13 protein-coding genes, 1 tRNA gene and 1 pseudogene are annotated in these 13,493 nt (G+C 70.6%); 9 read left to right on the forward strand and 6 right to left on the reverse strand.

What is annotated here, in order from left to right; all coding sequences use genetic code 11:
* Window positions 1-15: 15 nt before the first annotated feature.
* The 4 genes from ASC98_RS18800 to ompR all read right to left on the reverse strand — a co-directional run bounded on the left by ASC98_RS18800 (window position 16) and on the right by ompR (window position 4,492).
* Complete coding sequence (locus tag ASC98_RS18800) at window positions 16-1,248, reverse strand: HAF repeat/PEP-CTERM domain-containing protein (RefSeq protein WP_056814579.1); 1,233 nt, start codon at window positions 1,246-1,248, stop codon at window positions 16-18.
* Window positions 1,249-1,391: 143 nt separating this feature from the next.
* Window positions 1,392-2,426 carry a metallophosphoesterase gene (locus ASC98_RS18805; RefSeq protein ID WP_056814581.1) on the reverse strand — a complete coding sequence of 345 codons (1,035 nt, stop codon included), beginning with the start codon at window positions 2,424-2,426 and terminating at the stop codon, window positions 1,392-1,394.
* Window positions 2,423-3,751, reverse strand: a complete 1,329-nt coding sequence (locus ASC98_RS18810; protein ID WP_056814584.1) for an ATP-binding protein — start codon at window positions 3,749-3,751, stop codon at window positions 2,423-2,425. The genes ASC98_RS18805 and ASC98_RS18810 overlap by 4 nt, the downstream gene beginning before the upstream one ends.
* Window positions 3,752-3,757: 6 nt before the next feature.
* Window positions 3,758-4,492 carry a two-component system response regulator OmpR gene (gene ompR, locus ASC98_RS18815; RefSeq protein ID WP_047512077.1) on the reverse strand — a complete coding sequence of 245 codons (735 nt, stop codon included), beginning with the start codon at window positions 4,490-4,492 and terminating at the stop codon, window positions 3,758-3,760.
* 196 nt (window positions 4,493-4,688) lie between these two features.
* On the opposite strand from ompR, the gene ASC98_RS18820 reads away from it, so the two are divergent.
* From ASC98_RS18820 to ASC98_RS18830, 3 genes are read left to right on the forward strand one after another with little or no spacing between them, the layout of a single operon-like run.
* The gene (locus ASC98_RS18820) at window positions 4,689-6,029 is read left to right on the forward strand and encodes a DUF1800 family protein (RefSeq protein ID WP_056814588.1); all 1,341 of its coding nucleotides are present in this window, start codon (window positions 4,689-4,691) and stop codon (window positions 6,027-6,029) included.
* A 13-nt stretch (window positions 6,030-6,042) separates the two neighbouring features.
* Window positions 6,043-7,257 (forward strand): DUF1501 domain-containing protein, encoded by a 1,215-nt coding sequence (locus ASC98_RS18825; RefSeq protein ID WP_056814592.1) that lies wholly within the window; start codon window positions 6,043-6,045, stop codon window positions 7,255-7,257.
* Window positions 7,258-7,298: 41 nt separating this feature from the next.
* Window positions 7,299-8,015, forward strand: coding sequence for an SIMPL domain-containing protein (locus ASC98_RS18830; RefSeq protein ID WP_056814595.1), 717 nt, complete (start codon window positions 7,299-7,301; stop codon window positions 8,013-8,015).
* 12 nt (window positions 8,016-8,027) lie between these two features.
* Here ASC98_RS18830 and ASC98_RS18835 read toward each other — a convergent pair whose 3' ends face one another.
* Entirely contained in the window at window positions 8,028-8,828 is an 801-nt protein-coding gene (locus ASC98_RS18835; RefSeq protein WP_200952968.1) for a 3-hydroxybutyrate dehydrogenase, read from the reverse strand.
* A gap of 22 nt (window positions 8,829-8,850) precedes the next feature.
* Here ASC98_RS18835 and ASC98_RS18840 point away from each other — a divergent pair, with 22 nt between their 5' ends.
* From ASC98_RS18840 to cysC, 6 genes are all read left to right on the forward strand, one after another.
* Window positions 8,851-9,729 (forward strand): alpha/beta fold hydrolase, encoded by an 879-nt coding sequence (locus tag ASC98_RS18840; RefSeq protein ID WP_056814598.1) that lies wholly within the window; start codon window positions 8,851-8,853, stop codon window positions 9,727-9,729.
* Entirely contained in the window at window positions 9,726-12,008 is a 2,283-nt protein-coding gene (locus ASC98_RS18845; protein ID WP_056814601.1) for a bifunctional (p)ppGpp synthetase/guanosine-3',5'-bis(diphosphate) 3'-pyrophosphohydrolase, read from the forward strand. The genes ASC98_RS18840 and ASC98_RS18845 overlap by 4 nt, the downstream gene beginning before the upstream one ends.
* 68 nt (window positions 12,009-12,076) lie before the next feature.
* Window positions 12,077-12,151 (forward strand) — tRNA-Val (locus ASC98_RS18850).
* 85 nt (window positions 12,152-12,236) lie between these two features.
* Window positions 12,237-12,539: a hypothetical protein gene (locus ASC98_RS18855; protein WP_056814604.1), complete on the forward strand. Its 303-nt coding sequence runs from the start codon at window positions 12,237-12,239 to the stop codon at window positions 12,537-12,539.
* Between the two features lie 71 nt (window positions 12,540-12,610).
* Window positions 12,611-12,757 (forward strand): hypothetical protein, encoded by a 147-nt coding sequence (locus ASC98_RS30590; protein WP_157597744.1) that lies wholly within the window; start codon window positions 12,611-12,613, stop codon window positions 12,755-12,757.
* Between the two features lie 17 nt (window positions 12,758-12,774).
* On the forward strand, window positions 12,775-13,371 hold the full coding sequence (cysC, locus tag ASC98_RS18860; protein WP_235581313.1) for an adenylyl-sulfate kinase: 597 nt from the start codon (window positions 12,775-12,777) through the stop codon (window positions 13,369-13,371).
* Here cysC and ASC98_RS32375 read toward each other — a convergent pair.
* Window positions 13,353-13,457 (reverse strand): annotated as a pseudogene (locus ASC98_RS32375) (tail fiber protein); the annotation flags it as partial. The gene cysC and the pseudogene ASC98_RS32375 overlap by 19 nt on opposite strands.
* Between the last annotated feature and the right edge of the window lie 36 nt (window positions 13,458-13,493).

Below are 13,493 nucleotides of genomic sequence, written 5' to 3' on the forward strand. Positions count from 1 at the left end.
GCTCGACTCCTTCGGTCAACCATGGATGCTCGCGCGGCGACGCCACACGAGCCAGCCCAGTCCGCACACCATCATCAGCACCGCCGCCGGCTCGGGCACCGGCGTCACCAGGTAGGCGTGGCCGTTGCTGCCGTTGGTGATGAACTGGCCCGAATCGTTGATGCCGGTGGCGTCGAAGAACAGCCAGTCGCGCGCACCGGCCGCGAGGTTCGTGAAGCTCAGCGTGTTGACGTCGACCAGCCCGAAGCCGTCGGCGCCGGTGATGAACGCATGGCTCATCATGTTGCTGGTGAAGTAGTAGCTGCCGACGACCTGGCCGAGGCGGTTGAGTCCGAGCGCCTGGCTCGTCAGCTGCCACGCGCCATGCATCTCGAACGTGCCCATGTCGTACAGGTTCAGCACGCGCCCGATGCCGTCGCGCCCGGCGATGAACGCCCGCCCGGCGTCGCCGACGAACGCGGACGACCGGCCGACCACCGTGCCCTCCTCGTTGATCGCGTAGGCCACCGAATTGGTGTCGCGGTCCGTCATGTCGTAGCCGGCCACCGCGATGGGCATCATCACGTCGCCGGCGCGGCCGGTCATGAAGGCACGTTCGCGTGGCGTGTCGACGCTGTTGTAGCTGCGGTACTCGGCGCTGCCGACCACCTGGCCGGCCTGGTTGACGCCGTAGGCGGTCGAGCTGGAGCCGCCCAGCGTGCCGATGTCGTGCATCGCGCCGCCGTTCGCATCGGTCAGGTAGGCGCGCTGCGTGCTGGCCGGGCTGGTGTAGGCGCCGACGATGCGGCCGTCGGCGCCGATGCCGTTCGCGGTGCTCGGCCCGGCCAGCGTGCCGAGGCTGCGCGGCGCCGCGCCGGCGCGTTCCATCACGAAGCCGCGGGTGTCGCCGCCCGGTGTCGAGGTGGTGGTGGCCGAGGTGCCGACGACCCAGCCGTTGTCGTTGATGCCGGTCGCCTTGTTCCAGCTGCCGCCGAGCGTCGGGATCGCCGTCATGCCGTGGCCGTCGGCACCGGTGACGAAGGCCTGGTAGCGGTCGGTGAACGAGGTGCCGTTGTAGCCGTCGTTGAAGGCATGGCCGACCACCTGCCCGCTGGCGTTGATGCCGGTCGCGTAGGTGTTGCTCCAACCGCTGCCGAGCAGGCCGAGGTCGGTGAGGCTGTACTCGGTGGCGTGGGCGGGAGCGAGGGCGCCCCACAGGCAGGCGCTGGTGCCCAGCGCCGCGAGGGCGCGTGCGATGCGAGTCTTCATGGTGTCCCCCTGGCATGCGACGAGAACCGTCGACGCAGCTTTTGTACGGCCGCTGTGTGACGTTTGATGTCGTTTTCACGCACACCCGCGAGAAGCGCAGGGGCATGCGGCCACCATCCGTCGGATGGGCCGCGCGCGGGATGTCAGAAGCTCAGCACGTCGATGGTCGGCGGCACGCGAAAGCGGATCGGCAGCTTGTCGATGCCGACGCCCGGGGTCACGTAGACGCGGGCGTTCTTCAGCTCGTACAGGCCCTGGCGGAAACCGCCGTCGGTGGCATGCGCCAGCAGGTGCGCCGTGAAGACCGGGATGTCGATCTGCCCGCCGTGCGTGTGGCCGGCCAGCAGCAGTGCGGCCTCGTCGGGTTCGAGGTCGAACACCGTGTCGGGGTTGTGCGTCAGCATCACGCGGTGCGCGCGGTCGACGCGCCACGGCTCGCGGCGCGAGCCGGCGAGGTCGCGCTCGGCCGAACCGGCGCTGCGGTCGCCGAGGCCTTGCAGCTCGCAGCGGCCGAGCGGCACGCGCCTGCCGTCGATCGGCTCGACATGCGCGGCCGCCAGCGCCTGCTGCAGGGCATCGCGCAGCGGCGGGCCGGGCCGCTGCTCGTCGTGGTTGCCCAGCACCGACAGCGTGCGGTGGCGCAGCCCGGCCAGCGGCGCGAAGGTGCTGCGCAGGTCGTGGTCCGGCTCGAAGGTCCAGTCGCCGGCCACCAGCACCGCGTCGACCTGCAGCGTGTTGAGGCGGTCGACCAGGCGCTGCAGGTCGGGTTCGCGCACGAACAGGCCGACGTGCAGGTCGGAGATCAGCGCGACCCGCACGCCGCAGGCGGTGCCGAGCGTGGTCTCGCGCACCTGCAGCGCGTTCGGCTCGATGAAGCGGGCCCAGGTGAAGCAGCCGCACAGAGCGACGGCGACGATGCCGGCGACGGTGGCCGCCGGCTTGCGGCGGCGCGCGGTGCGCCAGGTCTCGCGCGCGAGCAGCAGCAGCGCCGGCCACAGCAGCCACGAGAACCAGTAGATCGCGAGCTTGGCGATCACGCGATGGCGGTCGCCTTCTTCGTACCACGCGCCCTGGAAATCGTGCGCCACCAGCGCGCCGAACAGCACGACGATGGCGACGCCCGACAGCACGCGCCACCCGCGGCTGCCGGCGCGGGCGATCGGAAACCCGAGCTTCATGGCGCGCGCTTCAGCCTGACGTGCGCGACGAGGCCGCCGTCGGACGCATTCGACAGCTCGAAGTTGCCGCCCATGCGCTGCACGGCTTTCTCGACGATGGCCAGGCCCAGGCCGGCGCCGGTGGCGGCGGTGCGCGCGGCATCGCCGCGGAAGAAGGGGGTGGTGAGCTGCTTCAATTTGTCGTGCGAGACGCCGGGTCCATGGTCGCGAACGCTCAGGATCACCCACGGGCCGGTGCGCGCGTAGCTGACATGCACGCGGGCGACGCCGGAGTCGGTGGAGCGGCCGTAGCGGCGTGCATTCTCGAACAGGTTCTGGAACACGCGGCCGAGCTCGATCTCGTCGGCCATCACCTTGGTGTCGATCGCCACCCGCGAGACGATGCGGATCTGGCTCGGGTCGCGGAAGCCCTGCATCTCGCGCTCGACCAGGCTGCTGACGTGCACCGGCACCAGCTTGGTCTCGCCGGGGCGGGCGTAGTCCATGAACTTGTCGATGATGGCGTCGAGCTGGTCGATGTCGAGCGCCATGTTGCGCTTGGCTTCCTCATCGTGCACGCTCATCTCGGCCTCGAGCCGCAGCCGCGCGAGCGGGGTGCGCAGGTCGTGCGAGATGCCGGCGAGCATCACCGCGCGGTCTTCTTCCACCTTGGCCAGTTCGCGCGCCATGCGGTTGAAGCCCATGTTGACCTGGCGGATCTCGCTGGTCAGCGTGTTCTCGTCGAGCTGCGATTCGTATTCGCCGTCGCGGATGCGGCTGGCGGCGAACGACAGATCGCGCAGCGGCTGGTTGATCAGCCGCGCGATCGCGGCCGAGCCGACCACGGTGGCCAGCAGCGCGATGCTGACCCACAGCAGCCAGGTGCTGCCAGCCAGCGGGCGCACGCGGGTCGGGTCGGCCTGCAGCCAGTACGGATCCTTCTCGATCGAGAAGCCGACCCACAGGCCGCCGTTGCCGTTGACCGAGGTCGCGACGATGGTGTCGGGGCCGAGGCGGGTGCGCAGCTCCTGGCCGATCGCGCGCGAGAAGCGGTCGACCTCGAAGGCCTCCCACTTGTCGCCGGGCTCGCGCGGCAGCACGCGCACCGCTTCCTGGTCGGACATGGTCTTGACCAGCGTGACGCGGTTGATGCCGTCGGCATAGCGCAGCGCGGCGCGCGACAGGTTCACCAGGCTCGCGATCTGCTGCGCCGCCTGCACCGCGCGCGGCTCGAATTCGAGCGCGCGGAAGGTCTGCACCCACGCGAAGATGCCGCCGGTCAGCAGCACGGCCAGCAGGAAGAAGGTGCGCCAGAAAAGGCTCAGCGCTACCGCATTGCGCGCCATCCAGTATCAGGCCGTGCCGTCCGGAACGAAGACGTAGCCGACGCCCCACACGGTCTGGATGTAGCGCGGTTGGGCCGGATCGGGTTCGATCATTTTCCGCAGGCGCGAGATCTGCACGTCGAGGCTGCGGTCGAAGGGTTCGAATTCGCGCCCGCGGGCCAGCTGGGCCAGCTTGTCGCGCGACAGCGGCTGGCGCGGGTGGCGGACCAGCGCCTTCAGCATCGAGAACTCGCCGGTCGTCAGCGCGATCTGCTCGCCGTCCTTCGACAGGCGGCGCAGCGCGAGGTCGAACTCGAACGGGCCGAAGGTGACGGTCTGCGCGTCCTTCGCCGGGGCGCCCGGGGCTTCCATCGCCGGGCGGCGGCGCAGCACCGCGTGGATGCGGGCCAGCAGTTCTCGCGGGTTGAACGGCTTCGGCAGGTAGTCGTCGGCACCGACCTCCAGGCCGACGATGCGGTCGACGTCTTCGACCTTGGCCGTCAGCATGATGATCGGCGTCACGTCGCTCGCGGCCCGCAGCCGGCGGCAGATCGACAGGCCGTCTTCGCCCGGCAGCATCAGGTCCAGCACGATCAGGTCGACGGTCTCGCGCGTCAGCACGCGGTTCAGGGCCTTCGCGTCTTCCGCCAGCAGGACTTCGAAGCCTTCCTGGGTCAGATAACGGCGCAGCAGGTCGCGGATCCGGGCATCGTCATCGACCACGACAACACGGTCGGGACGGGCAGTGGCAGTGGGCGTCATCGACGGCTCCGTTGATTTGTAACAGCCGAGATTGTGCGCAGGTTCGGTCGAGGATTTCGAGCGCCGGGACCATCTGTTACAAATCTTGCGACACGCCTTTTCCGGTTTGGCAAGTGAAGGTTTGTGAAGGGCGGCAAGAGTTGTCGGCGAAGCTCGCGGCCGGTTCGTTGGGGACCGAGCGCCCTCGGAGACACGCATGACGTTGAACGAAAGCGATGCCCGCCACCTGCTGACCCGCACCGGTTTCGCGCCGTCGCCGCAGCAGCTCGCCCCGTGGGTCGGCCTGAGTGCCGAGGCCGCGGTCGACCGGCTGATCGATGCGGCGCGCGCGGCCCGCTTCATGCACCCGCCGCCCGACTTCACCCGCGAGCCGATCCGCACGCCGCTCGGCCAGCTGCCCGACGACGATGCGCGCAAGGCCGCGCGGCAGCAGGCGCGGCGCGACACGCTCGACCTCGCGGCCTGGTGGCTGCAGGAGATGCGCGACACGCCGGCGCCGCTGGCCGAGCGCATGGTGCTGTTCTGGCACAACCACTTCGCGACCTCGGTGCAGAAGGTGCAGAACCCGCAGGGCATGTTCATCCAGCAGCAGCTGTTTCGCACGCATGCACTCGGGTCGTTCTCCGAGCTGCTGCACGGCATCGCGCGCGATCCGGCGATGCTGATCTACCTCGACGGCGCGGCCAACAAGGCGCAGGCGCCGAACGAGAACTTCGCGCGCGAGGTGATGGAGCTGTTCACGCTCGGCGAAGGGCAGTACCGCGAGCAGGACATCAAGGAAGCGGCGCGGGCCTTCTCGGGCTGGACCGTCGACCGCGCCGACTGGAGTGCCCGGCCGCGCCCGCGGCTGCATGACGGCGGCAGCAAGACGCTGCTCGGCCGCAGCGCGGCCTTCGACAGCGACGGCGCGCTCGACCAGATGCTCGCGCAGCCGGCCGCGGCGCGCTTCATCGCCGGCAAGCTGTGGCGCGAGTTCGTCTCGCCGGTGCCGGAGGCGGCGGCACTCGATCGCGTGGCGGCCCGGCTGCGCGACAGCGGCTGGCGCATCGACGCGGCGCTGCGCGAGCTGCTGCTGGCCGATGCATTCTGGGCGCCGGCCACGCGCGCGGCGCTGATCAAGTCGCCGGTGGAGTTGACGGTCGGCACGCTGCGCCAGTTCGACGTGCAGCTCGATTCGATGCTGCCGATCGCACGCGCCAGCGCGAAACTCGGCCAGAGCCTGTTCGTGCCACCGAACGTGAAGGGTTGGCCGGGCTACACCAACTGGATCGACAGCACGACGCTGCTCGAGCGCAAGCGCTTCACCGAGCGCTTGTTCCGCGGGGTCGAGATGGGGAACGGCGGACTGCGCTTCGATGCGGATGCCTGGCTGTCGCCGCTCGGCGCGCATGCCGACCGCGAGCCGGATGCCGCGACGAAGGTGCGCATCGAGATGGCGGTGCTGGCCGCGCCGCCGGTCAATCCGCTGCCGGCCGGCACGGTCGGGCTGTCGATGCTGCGGGCGCTGAGCCTGGACCCTGCGTTTCAACTGAAGTGACCCGGAGGCCACGATGCAATCCACCCGCCGAGAATTCATGCGCCTGTCGGGCGCGGTCGCCGCCTGCAGCGGCCTCGCGCTGCCGGGCATCCCGGGCGCCGCGTGGGCGCAGGGCCGCAACGGGCTGCTGCAGCCCGCCGCATCGGCCGCCGACCGCGTGCTGGTGCTGGTCGAGCTGAAGGGCGGCAACGACGGGCTGAACACCGTCGTGCCGTATGCCGACCCGGCCTATGCGGCGCTGCGGCCGACGCTCGCGCTGCCGGCCACCGACCTGCTGCGGCTCGACGGCGCGCTCGGGCTGCACCCGTCGCTCGCGCCGCTGCTGCCGCTGTGGGAGAAGCGCGAACTCGCGCTGCTGCTCGGTCTCGGCTATCCGCAGCCCAACCTGTCGCACTTCCGCTCGATCGAGATCTGGGACACCGCGTCGGCGTCGCGCGAGTACCTCGACGAAGGCTGGGTCGCGCGCGCCTTCGATGCCGGGCTGCGCGAGCGCGGCCGCTTCACCGCCGAGGGCGTCGCGGTCGGCACCGCGGGGCTCGGCGCGCTGAGCGGCGCGCGCGCGGTGTCGCTGACCAGCGCCGAGGCCTTCGTCAACGAATCGCGGCTGGCGCGGCCGGCGGCGCTGCAGGGCAATGCGGCGCTCGCGCATGTGCTGAAGGTCGAGGCCGGCGTGCTGCAGGCGGCCGAAGGCCTGCGCAACCCGGGCGCGCCGGCGTTGCGCACCGAGTTCCCGACGCACGGCTTCGGCCAGGCGGTGCGCGCCTGCTGCGCGATCGTCGCCGGCCAGGCCGGGCGCGGCGGCGTGCCGGTGTTCCACCTGACGCACGGCAGCTTCGACACGCACCGCGGCCAGTTGCCGACGCATGCGGCGCTGCTGAAGCAACTGGCCGAAGGCCTGGCCGCGTTGCGCGAAGGCCTGGTCGAGGCCGGCGCGTGGGACCGCACGCTGGTGCTGACGTATTCGGAGTTCGGCCGCCGCGCGCGCCAGAACCAGAGCGGCGGCACCGACCACGGCACCGCGGCGCCGCACTTCGCACTGGGCGGTGCGGTGCGCGGCGGCGTGATCGGCCGCATGCCCGACCTGCAGCGGCTCGACGAGAGCCAGAACCTGGTGCACACAGCCGATTTCCGCCAGGTCTATGCGACCATCGCGCAGCGCTGGTGGGGTGTCGACGCGCAGGCGGTGCTGAACGGGCGCTTCGATGCGCTGCCGTTCATTGCTGCCTGAACGACGACACGCCGACGGCGCGCCACTCACAAGGAGGATCCATGACGATTCAATCGAAGCTCTCGCCCCTGGCCGCCGTGGCGGCCTTTGCCGCCGCGCTGGCGGCCGAACCCGCGCTCGCCAACGAGCCGCCGCTGCAGAACGTGGTGAGCCTGTCGGCCAGCGCCACCGTCGAGGTCAACAAGGACTTGTTGAACGTGACGCTCAGCACCACCCGCGAGGGCACCGATGCCGGCGCCGTGCAGGCGCAACTGAAGCAGGCGCTCGACGCCGCGCTGGCCGAAGCCAAGCGCGTCGCGAAGCCGGGCGACATCGAGGTGCACACCGGCAACTTCTCGCTGTTCCCGCGCTACAGCCAGAAGGGCGGCATCAACGGCTGGCAGGGCACGGCCGAGCTGGTGGTCGAGGGCAAGGACATCCCCGGCATCGCCGCGCTGACCGCGAAGATCAGCACGCTGACGATCGCCCGCGTCGGCAGCAACCTGTCGCGCGAGCAGCGCGAGAAGGTCGAGGCCGACGTCGCCGCGCAGGCCATCGCGCGCTACCGCGCGAAGGCGGCCGAATACGCGAAGCAGTTCGGTTTCAGCAGCTACATGCTGCGCGAGGTCAACATCGGCAGCAACGAGCCGGTGATGTACGCCGCCGCGCCGATGGCCCGCATGAAGACGATGGGCGCGGCCGACGAGTCGCTGCCGGTCGAGCTGGGCAAGGGCAGCGTGACGGTCAGCGTCAACGGCTCGGTGCAGATGACCAAATAGATGACCAAATAGTCACTGCGCCGTCCAGCCGCCGTCCACGGCCCAGGCCACGCCGCGCACGTTGTCGGCGGCGGCCGAGCACAGGAACACCGCCAGGTCGCCCAGCTGCTGCGGCGTGACGAACTGCAGCGACGGCTGCTTCTCGCCGAGCAGCTCGCGCTGCGCCTGCTCCACCGCAATGCCTTCGCGCGCCGCGCGGTCGTCGATCTGCTTCTGCACCAGCGGCGTCAGCACCCAGCCCGGGCAGATCGCGTTCGACGTGATGCCGGTCTGCGCGGTCTCCAGCGCGATCGACTTGGTGAAGCCGACGATGCCGTGCTTGGCCGCCACGTAGGCCGATTTCTGCGCCGACGCGACCAGCCCGTGCGCCGACGCGATGTTGACGATGCGGCCCCAGTTGCGCGCGCGCATGCCGGGGATCGCGAGCCGCGTGGTGTGGAAGGCCGAGCTCAGGTTGATCGCGATGATCGCGTCCCATTTGGCGGCCGGGAATTCCTCGACCGCGGCCACGTGCTGGATGCCGGCGTTGTTGACCAGGATGTCGACGCCGCCGAACTCGGCCTGCGCATAGGCCATCATCGCCTCGATCTCGGCCGGCTTGCTCATGTCGGCTCCGTGGTAGCCGGTCTTCACGCCCAGCGCGGCCACCTCGGCGCGCGCCGCCTCGGCTTCTCCGAAGCCGTTGAGCACCACATTGGCGCCCTGGCGCGCCAGGCACAGCGCGATGCCGTGGCCGATGCCGCTGGTGGAGCCGGTGACGAGGGCGGTTTTTCCTTTGAGCACGGTGGAGACCTCCAGGTTGATACAGTCCATTATCGAAGAGGAAGCCCGGCCCATGCATGAACCCCGCCTGAACCACGTGCAATGCCTCGACACCCGCGGCCTGCACCGCATGGCGTGGTGGGAGTGGGGCGACGCCGCCAACCCGCGCGTGCTGGTCTGCGTGCACGGCCTGTCGCGCCAGGGCCGCGACTTCGACACCTTCGCGCAGGCGATGCAGGGCGACTACCGCGTGGTGTGCCCCGACGTCGTCGGCCGCGGCGAATCCGACCGGCTCGCCGACCCGATGGGCTACCAGATCCCCGCCTACGTGGCCGACATGGTCACGCTGCTGGCGCGGCTGAACGCCGGCACGCTGCACTGGGTCGGCACCTCGATGGGCGGACTGATCGGCCTCGGGCTCGCGGCGCTGAAGAATTCCCCGGTGTCGAAGCTGGTGCTGAACGACGTCGGTCCGAGCATCGAGCCGTCGGCGCTGGCGCGCATCGGCACCTACCTCGGCCAGCCGGCCCGCTGGCGCAGCCTCGAGGAGGCGGCCGATGCGCTGTGGAGCATCTCGCAGGGTTTCGGCCCGCACACCCGCGAGCAATGGCTTGCGCTGACGCGGCCGATGCTGCGCCCCGACCCTGACGCGAGCGGCAGCGGCTTCGTGCCGCACTACGACCCGCAGATCGCGCTGCCGTTCCGCGCGATTACGCCCGAGGCGGCGCGCGCCGGCGAGGCGGTGCTGTGGGGCATGTACGACGCCATCGCGTGCCCGACGCTGCTGCTGCGCGGCGCCGACTCCGACCTGCTGAACCGCGCCACCGCGCAGGCGATGACGCAGCGCGGCCCGCGCGCGCTGCTGCGCGAGTTTGCCGGCGTGGGCCATGCGCCGATGCTGACCTCGCCGGAGCAGATCGCGGCCGTCCGGGAGTTCCTGCTCGCGGCATGAAGACCGGACTGCTTTCGACACCGGACCCGCAGCACGACGCGGCACCCATCGTCCAGCTGGCCGACGAGTCCGGCCGCCAGGACGACCGCGACGCCGAACTCGCGCAGCTCGCCCGCGCGCGCGCTTTCGCCGAGCCGCTGCTCGACGGCCAGGGCCTCGACACCGGCGAGGACGCGCTCGTGCATGCCGATGGCGTGGCGGCGATCCTGCAGGGCATCGGCGCGGCGCCGTCGATGCGCGCCGCCGCCTACCTGGTCTACGCGAGCGACTACCTCAGCAAGCCGGAAGAGGTCGTCAGCAAGGCCTTCGGCGCGTCGTACGCCAGCCTGGTGCTGCACACCCGCAAGCTGGTGCAGATCCAGCGCGCGGCGCGCGAGGCCCGGGTGCATGCCGAACAGCGCGCCGAGCAGACCGAGCGGGTGCGCAAGATGCTGCTGGCGTTCTCGCGCGACCTGCGCGTCGTGCTGCTGCGGCTGGCGTCGCGGCTGCAGACGCTGCGCCACTTCGCGAGCAGCAAGCAGCCGTGCCCGGCGGTGCTGGCGCGCGAATCGCTGCAGGTGTTCGCGCCACTCGCCAACCGGCTCGGCATCTGGCAGATCAAGTGGGAGATGGAAGACCTGTCGTTCCGCTTCCTCGAGCCGGTGCAGTACAAGACCGTCGCGCACCTGCTCGACGAGAAGCGCGTCGAGCGCGAGCAGGGCGTCGAGGCCTTCCGCTGCCGGCTCGGCGACGCGCTGGCCGCCGCCGGGCTGCGCGCCGAGGTGCAGGGCCGGCCCAAGCACCTGTACAGCATCTGGAAGAAGATGCGCGGCAAGGGGCTGGACATCGACCGGGTGTTCGACGTGCGCGCGATGCGCGTGATCGTCGCCGACGTGCCCGACTGCTATGCGGTGCTGAGCCGCGTGCACGAGCTGTGGCCGCCGGTGCCGGGCGAGTTCGACGACTACATTGCGCGGCCCAAGGTGAACGGCTACCAGTCGCTGCACACCGTGGTGCAGGACGAGCAGGGGCGGGCGGTCGAGGTGCAGATCCGCACCCGCGCGATGCACGAGCATGCCGAGCACGGCGTGGCGGCGCACTGGGCCTACAAGGAGGCCGGCACCAAGGGCTATGCCGGCGTCAGCGCGAGCGGCGATTTCGATGCGCAGGTGGCCGAGGCGCGCAAGGCGGTGCTGCGGCAGCTGCTGGCGTGGGAGCGCGAGTTCGTCGAAAGCGGCGACGAGGGCGGTGTCGAGCAGCGCAGCGAGCGGGCGGCGCCCGGTGCGGTGTTCGACGACCGCATCTACGTCTTCACGCCCGATGCCGCGGTGATCGAGCTGCCGGCCGGCGCGACGCCGATCGACTTCGCCTACACCGTGCACACCGACCTCGGCCACCGCTGCCGCGGCGCCAAGGTCGACGGCACGATGGTGCCGCTGAACACCCCGCTGCAGAGCGGCCAGACCGTCGAGGTGACGACGATCAAGGAAGGCGGGCCGTCGCTCGACTGGCTGAACGACAACCTCGGCTACCTGCAGAGTTCGCGCTCGAAGGCCAAGGTGCGGGCCTGGTTCAACGCGCTCGCGCTGCGCGACACCATCGCGCGCGGCCGCGAGGCGGTCGAGAAGCTGCTGCAGCGCGAAGGCCGCACGTCGATGAAGCTCGACGACCTGGCGGCGCAGCTCGGCTTCCGCCATGCCGAGGCGCTGTTCGAGGTGGTCGGCAAGGACGAGTTCTCGCTGCGCAACATCGAGGCGCTGCTGCGCCCGCCCGAGCCGCAGCCCGACCCCGATGCGGTGATCACGCAGCGCCTGACGCGCCCCGAGGGCGAGGCGCCGAAGGGCGGCGTGCTGGTGGTCGGGGTCGAGTCGCTGATGACCAGCCTGTCGCGCTGCTGTCGGCCGGCGCCGCCGGACGCGATCGGCGGCTACGTGACGCGCGGCCGCGGCGTGGCCATCCACCGCGGCGACTGCAGCAACTTCCGGCAGATGGCGGCGCGCAGCCCCGAGCGGGTGATCCCCGTCGCGTGGGGCGAGCGGCGCGGCGACAAGCCCTCGCTTTACCCGGTCGACGTGCTGGTCGAGGCGGCCGACCGGCAGGGCCTGCTGCGCGACATCTCCGAGGTGTTCGCGAAGGAGAAGATGAACGTGACCGGCGTCAACACGCAGACGGTGAAGGACGCGCGCGGCGGCACCGCGTGGATGACCTTCACGGTCGAGGTCGCCGATTCGGCGCGGCTGAGCCAGGTGCTGGTCGCGGTGGACCGCATCGGCGGCGTGCGAAGCGCACGCCGGAAGTGAGCCGCTCGATGAAGAAAATTGCGCGGCCGGACTGAACCCGAAAAAAGTAATGCTATAGTCACAGGCTCGGGCGATTAGCTCAGTGGTAGAGCGCCTCTTTGACGTGGAGGATGTCGGGAGTTCGACCCTCTCATCGCCCACCAAAAACGTCTGGAAATCAGGGCCTGTCTCGAAAGGGACAGGCCCTTTTTCCATGGGTTTTTCCAATCTGCCCCAGGAGAATCCGTCATGGAGATGACTCCCCGCCGTCGCGAGCTGATCGATGCGCACGTCGCCGACACGCACGCGCAGATGACCGAGCTGGCATTCGAGCTGAACGACCTCGTGCGCTTCACGCTGTCGGCTGCGAAGCCGAAGGGCAACAAGGTCTACTACCCGATGGACCCGGTGAACGAGGGCATCCGCAACTGGCGCGACCTGCAGCGCAAGCTCGCGAAGCTGACCGCGCGCGTCGACCAGGCCGCAGCGCGGCTGGGCGTGCAGCCCTTCGATCCGGAAGCGCCGGCGCAGGACGACGTGCCGGCGGGTTGAGCGGCGCCGGCGTGCGTGAAGGGCCGCATGAACCCGCGGTATCCTCGCCCTCTTTACTCCAAAGGATCGACATGGCACTGTCAAAGAAGAAGCGCGTGGGCAAGAGAACCATTTCTGCCAAGCAGGTCAGGAAGACGGCAAGCGGCAGGAAGCGCCGCAAGTCCGACGGCACCCAGCCGCCGAAGGCGGTGACTACCTCGACGCCAGCGGCGTCCTGACGGTTCGGGCCAGCTCTTTGCCAGACCCCTCGCCACTTGCGGCGCTGCGCGAACGCCGCTTCGGCCAGCGCCCGGCCACGGTGTGGATGACCGGGCTGAGCGGTGCCGGAAAGTCGACGCTTGCGGCCGCGCTCGAACACGCGCTGCTGCTGGCCGGCCGGCCGGTGCTGGTGCTCGACGGCGATGTCGTGCGCGAAGGGCTGAACCGCGGGCTCGGCTTCTCGACCGCCGACCGCGAAGAGAACGTCCGCCGCGTCGCCGAGGTCGCGCGGCTCGCCAACGAGGCCGGGCTGCTGGTGCTGGCCGCGCTGATCTCGCCGCTGGCCGCGCAGCGCGCGCTGGCGCGTGGCATCGTCGGCGGCGAACGCTTCGTCGAGGTGCACCTCAGCACCACGCTGGCGGTGTGTGCCGGACGCGATCCGAAGGGGCTGTACGCGAAGGCGATGGCCGGCGGGCTCGCGGACTTCACCGGCATCGGGGCCGCGTACGAGCCGCCGCAGCAGCCCGACCTGCGCATCGATGCCGGCAGCGCCAGCCCCGCGGCGGCGGCATCGGCGGTGCTGGACCTGCTGCATGCGCGCGGCTTCCTGCTCGATCAGGGCCGCGACGGGTAGAGGCCTTCCATCGCGTTGCAGACGCCGACCGGGCTGCGGCCCTGCAGGTCCGGCAGGTTGAAGGTGGTGGTGCCGTTGCCGCCGTACCTTCAGGCCGTGCTGCGCGGTCGCGGCCCCGCCGG

Source organism: Rhizobacter sp. Root1238 (assembly GCF_001425825.1).
GTDB lineage: Bacteria > Pseudomonadota > Gammaproteobacteria > Burkholderiales > Burkholderiaceae_C > Rhizobacter.

Coding starts and splice junctions, on each gene's coding strand:
- ASC98_RS18845 (WP_056814601.1), top strand. CDS start 9,726: ATGAAGACCGGACTGCTTTCGACACCGGACCCGCAGCACGACGCGGCA.
- ASC98_RS18805 (WP_056814581.1), bottom strand. CDS start 2,426: ATGAAGCTCGGGTTTCCGATCGCCCGCGCCGGCAGCCGCGGGTGGCGC.
- ompR (WP_047512077.1), bottom strand. CDS start 4,492: ATGACGCCCACTGCCACTGCCCGTCCCGACCGTGTTGTCGTGGTCGAT.
- ASC98_RS18800 (WP_056814579.1), bottom strand. CDS start 1,248: ATGAAGACTCGCATCGCACGCGCCCTCGCGGCGCTGGGCACCAGCGCC.
- ASC98_RS18830 (WP_056814595.1), top strand. CDS start 7,299: ATGACGATTCAATCGAAGCTCTCGCCCCTGGCCGCCGTGGCGGCCTTT.
- ASC98_RS18855 (WP_056814604.1), top strand. CDS start 12,237: ATGGAGATGACTCCCCGCCGTCGCGAGCTGATCGATGCGCACGTCGCC.
- ASC98_RS18820 (WP_056814588.1), top strand. CDS start 4,689: ATGACGTTGAACGAAAGCGATGCCCGCCACCTGCTGACCCGCACCGGT.
- ASC98_RS30590 (WP_157597744.1), top strand. CDS start 12,611: ATGGCACTGTCAAAGAAGAAGCGCGTGGGCAAGAGAACCATTTCTGCC.
- ASC98_RS18835 (WP_200952968.1), bottom strand. CDS start 8,828: ATGGACTGTATCAACCTGGAGGTCTCCACCGTGCTCAAAGGAAAAACC.
- ASC98_RS18840 (WP_056814598.1), top strand. CDS start 8,851: ATGCATGAACCCCGCCTGAACCACGTGCAATGCCTCGACACCCGCGGC.
- ASC98_RS18825 (WP_056814592.1), top strand. CDS start 6,043: ATGCAATCCACCCGCCGAGAATTCATGCGCCTGTCGGGCGCGGTCGCC.
- ASC98_RS18810 (WP_056814584.1), bottom strand. CDS start 3,751: ATGGCGCGCAATGCGGTAGCGCTGAGCCTTTTCTGGCGCACCTTCTTC.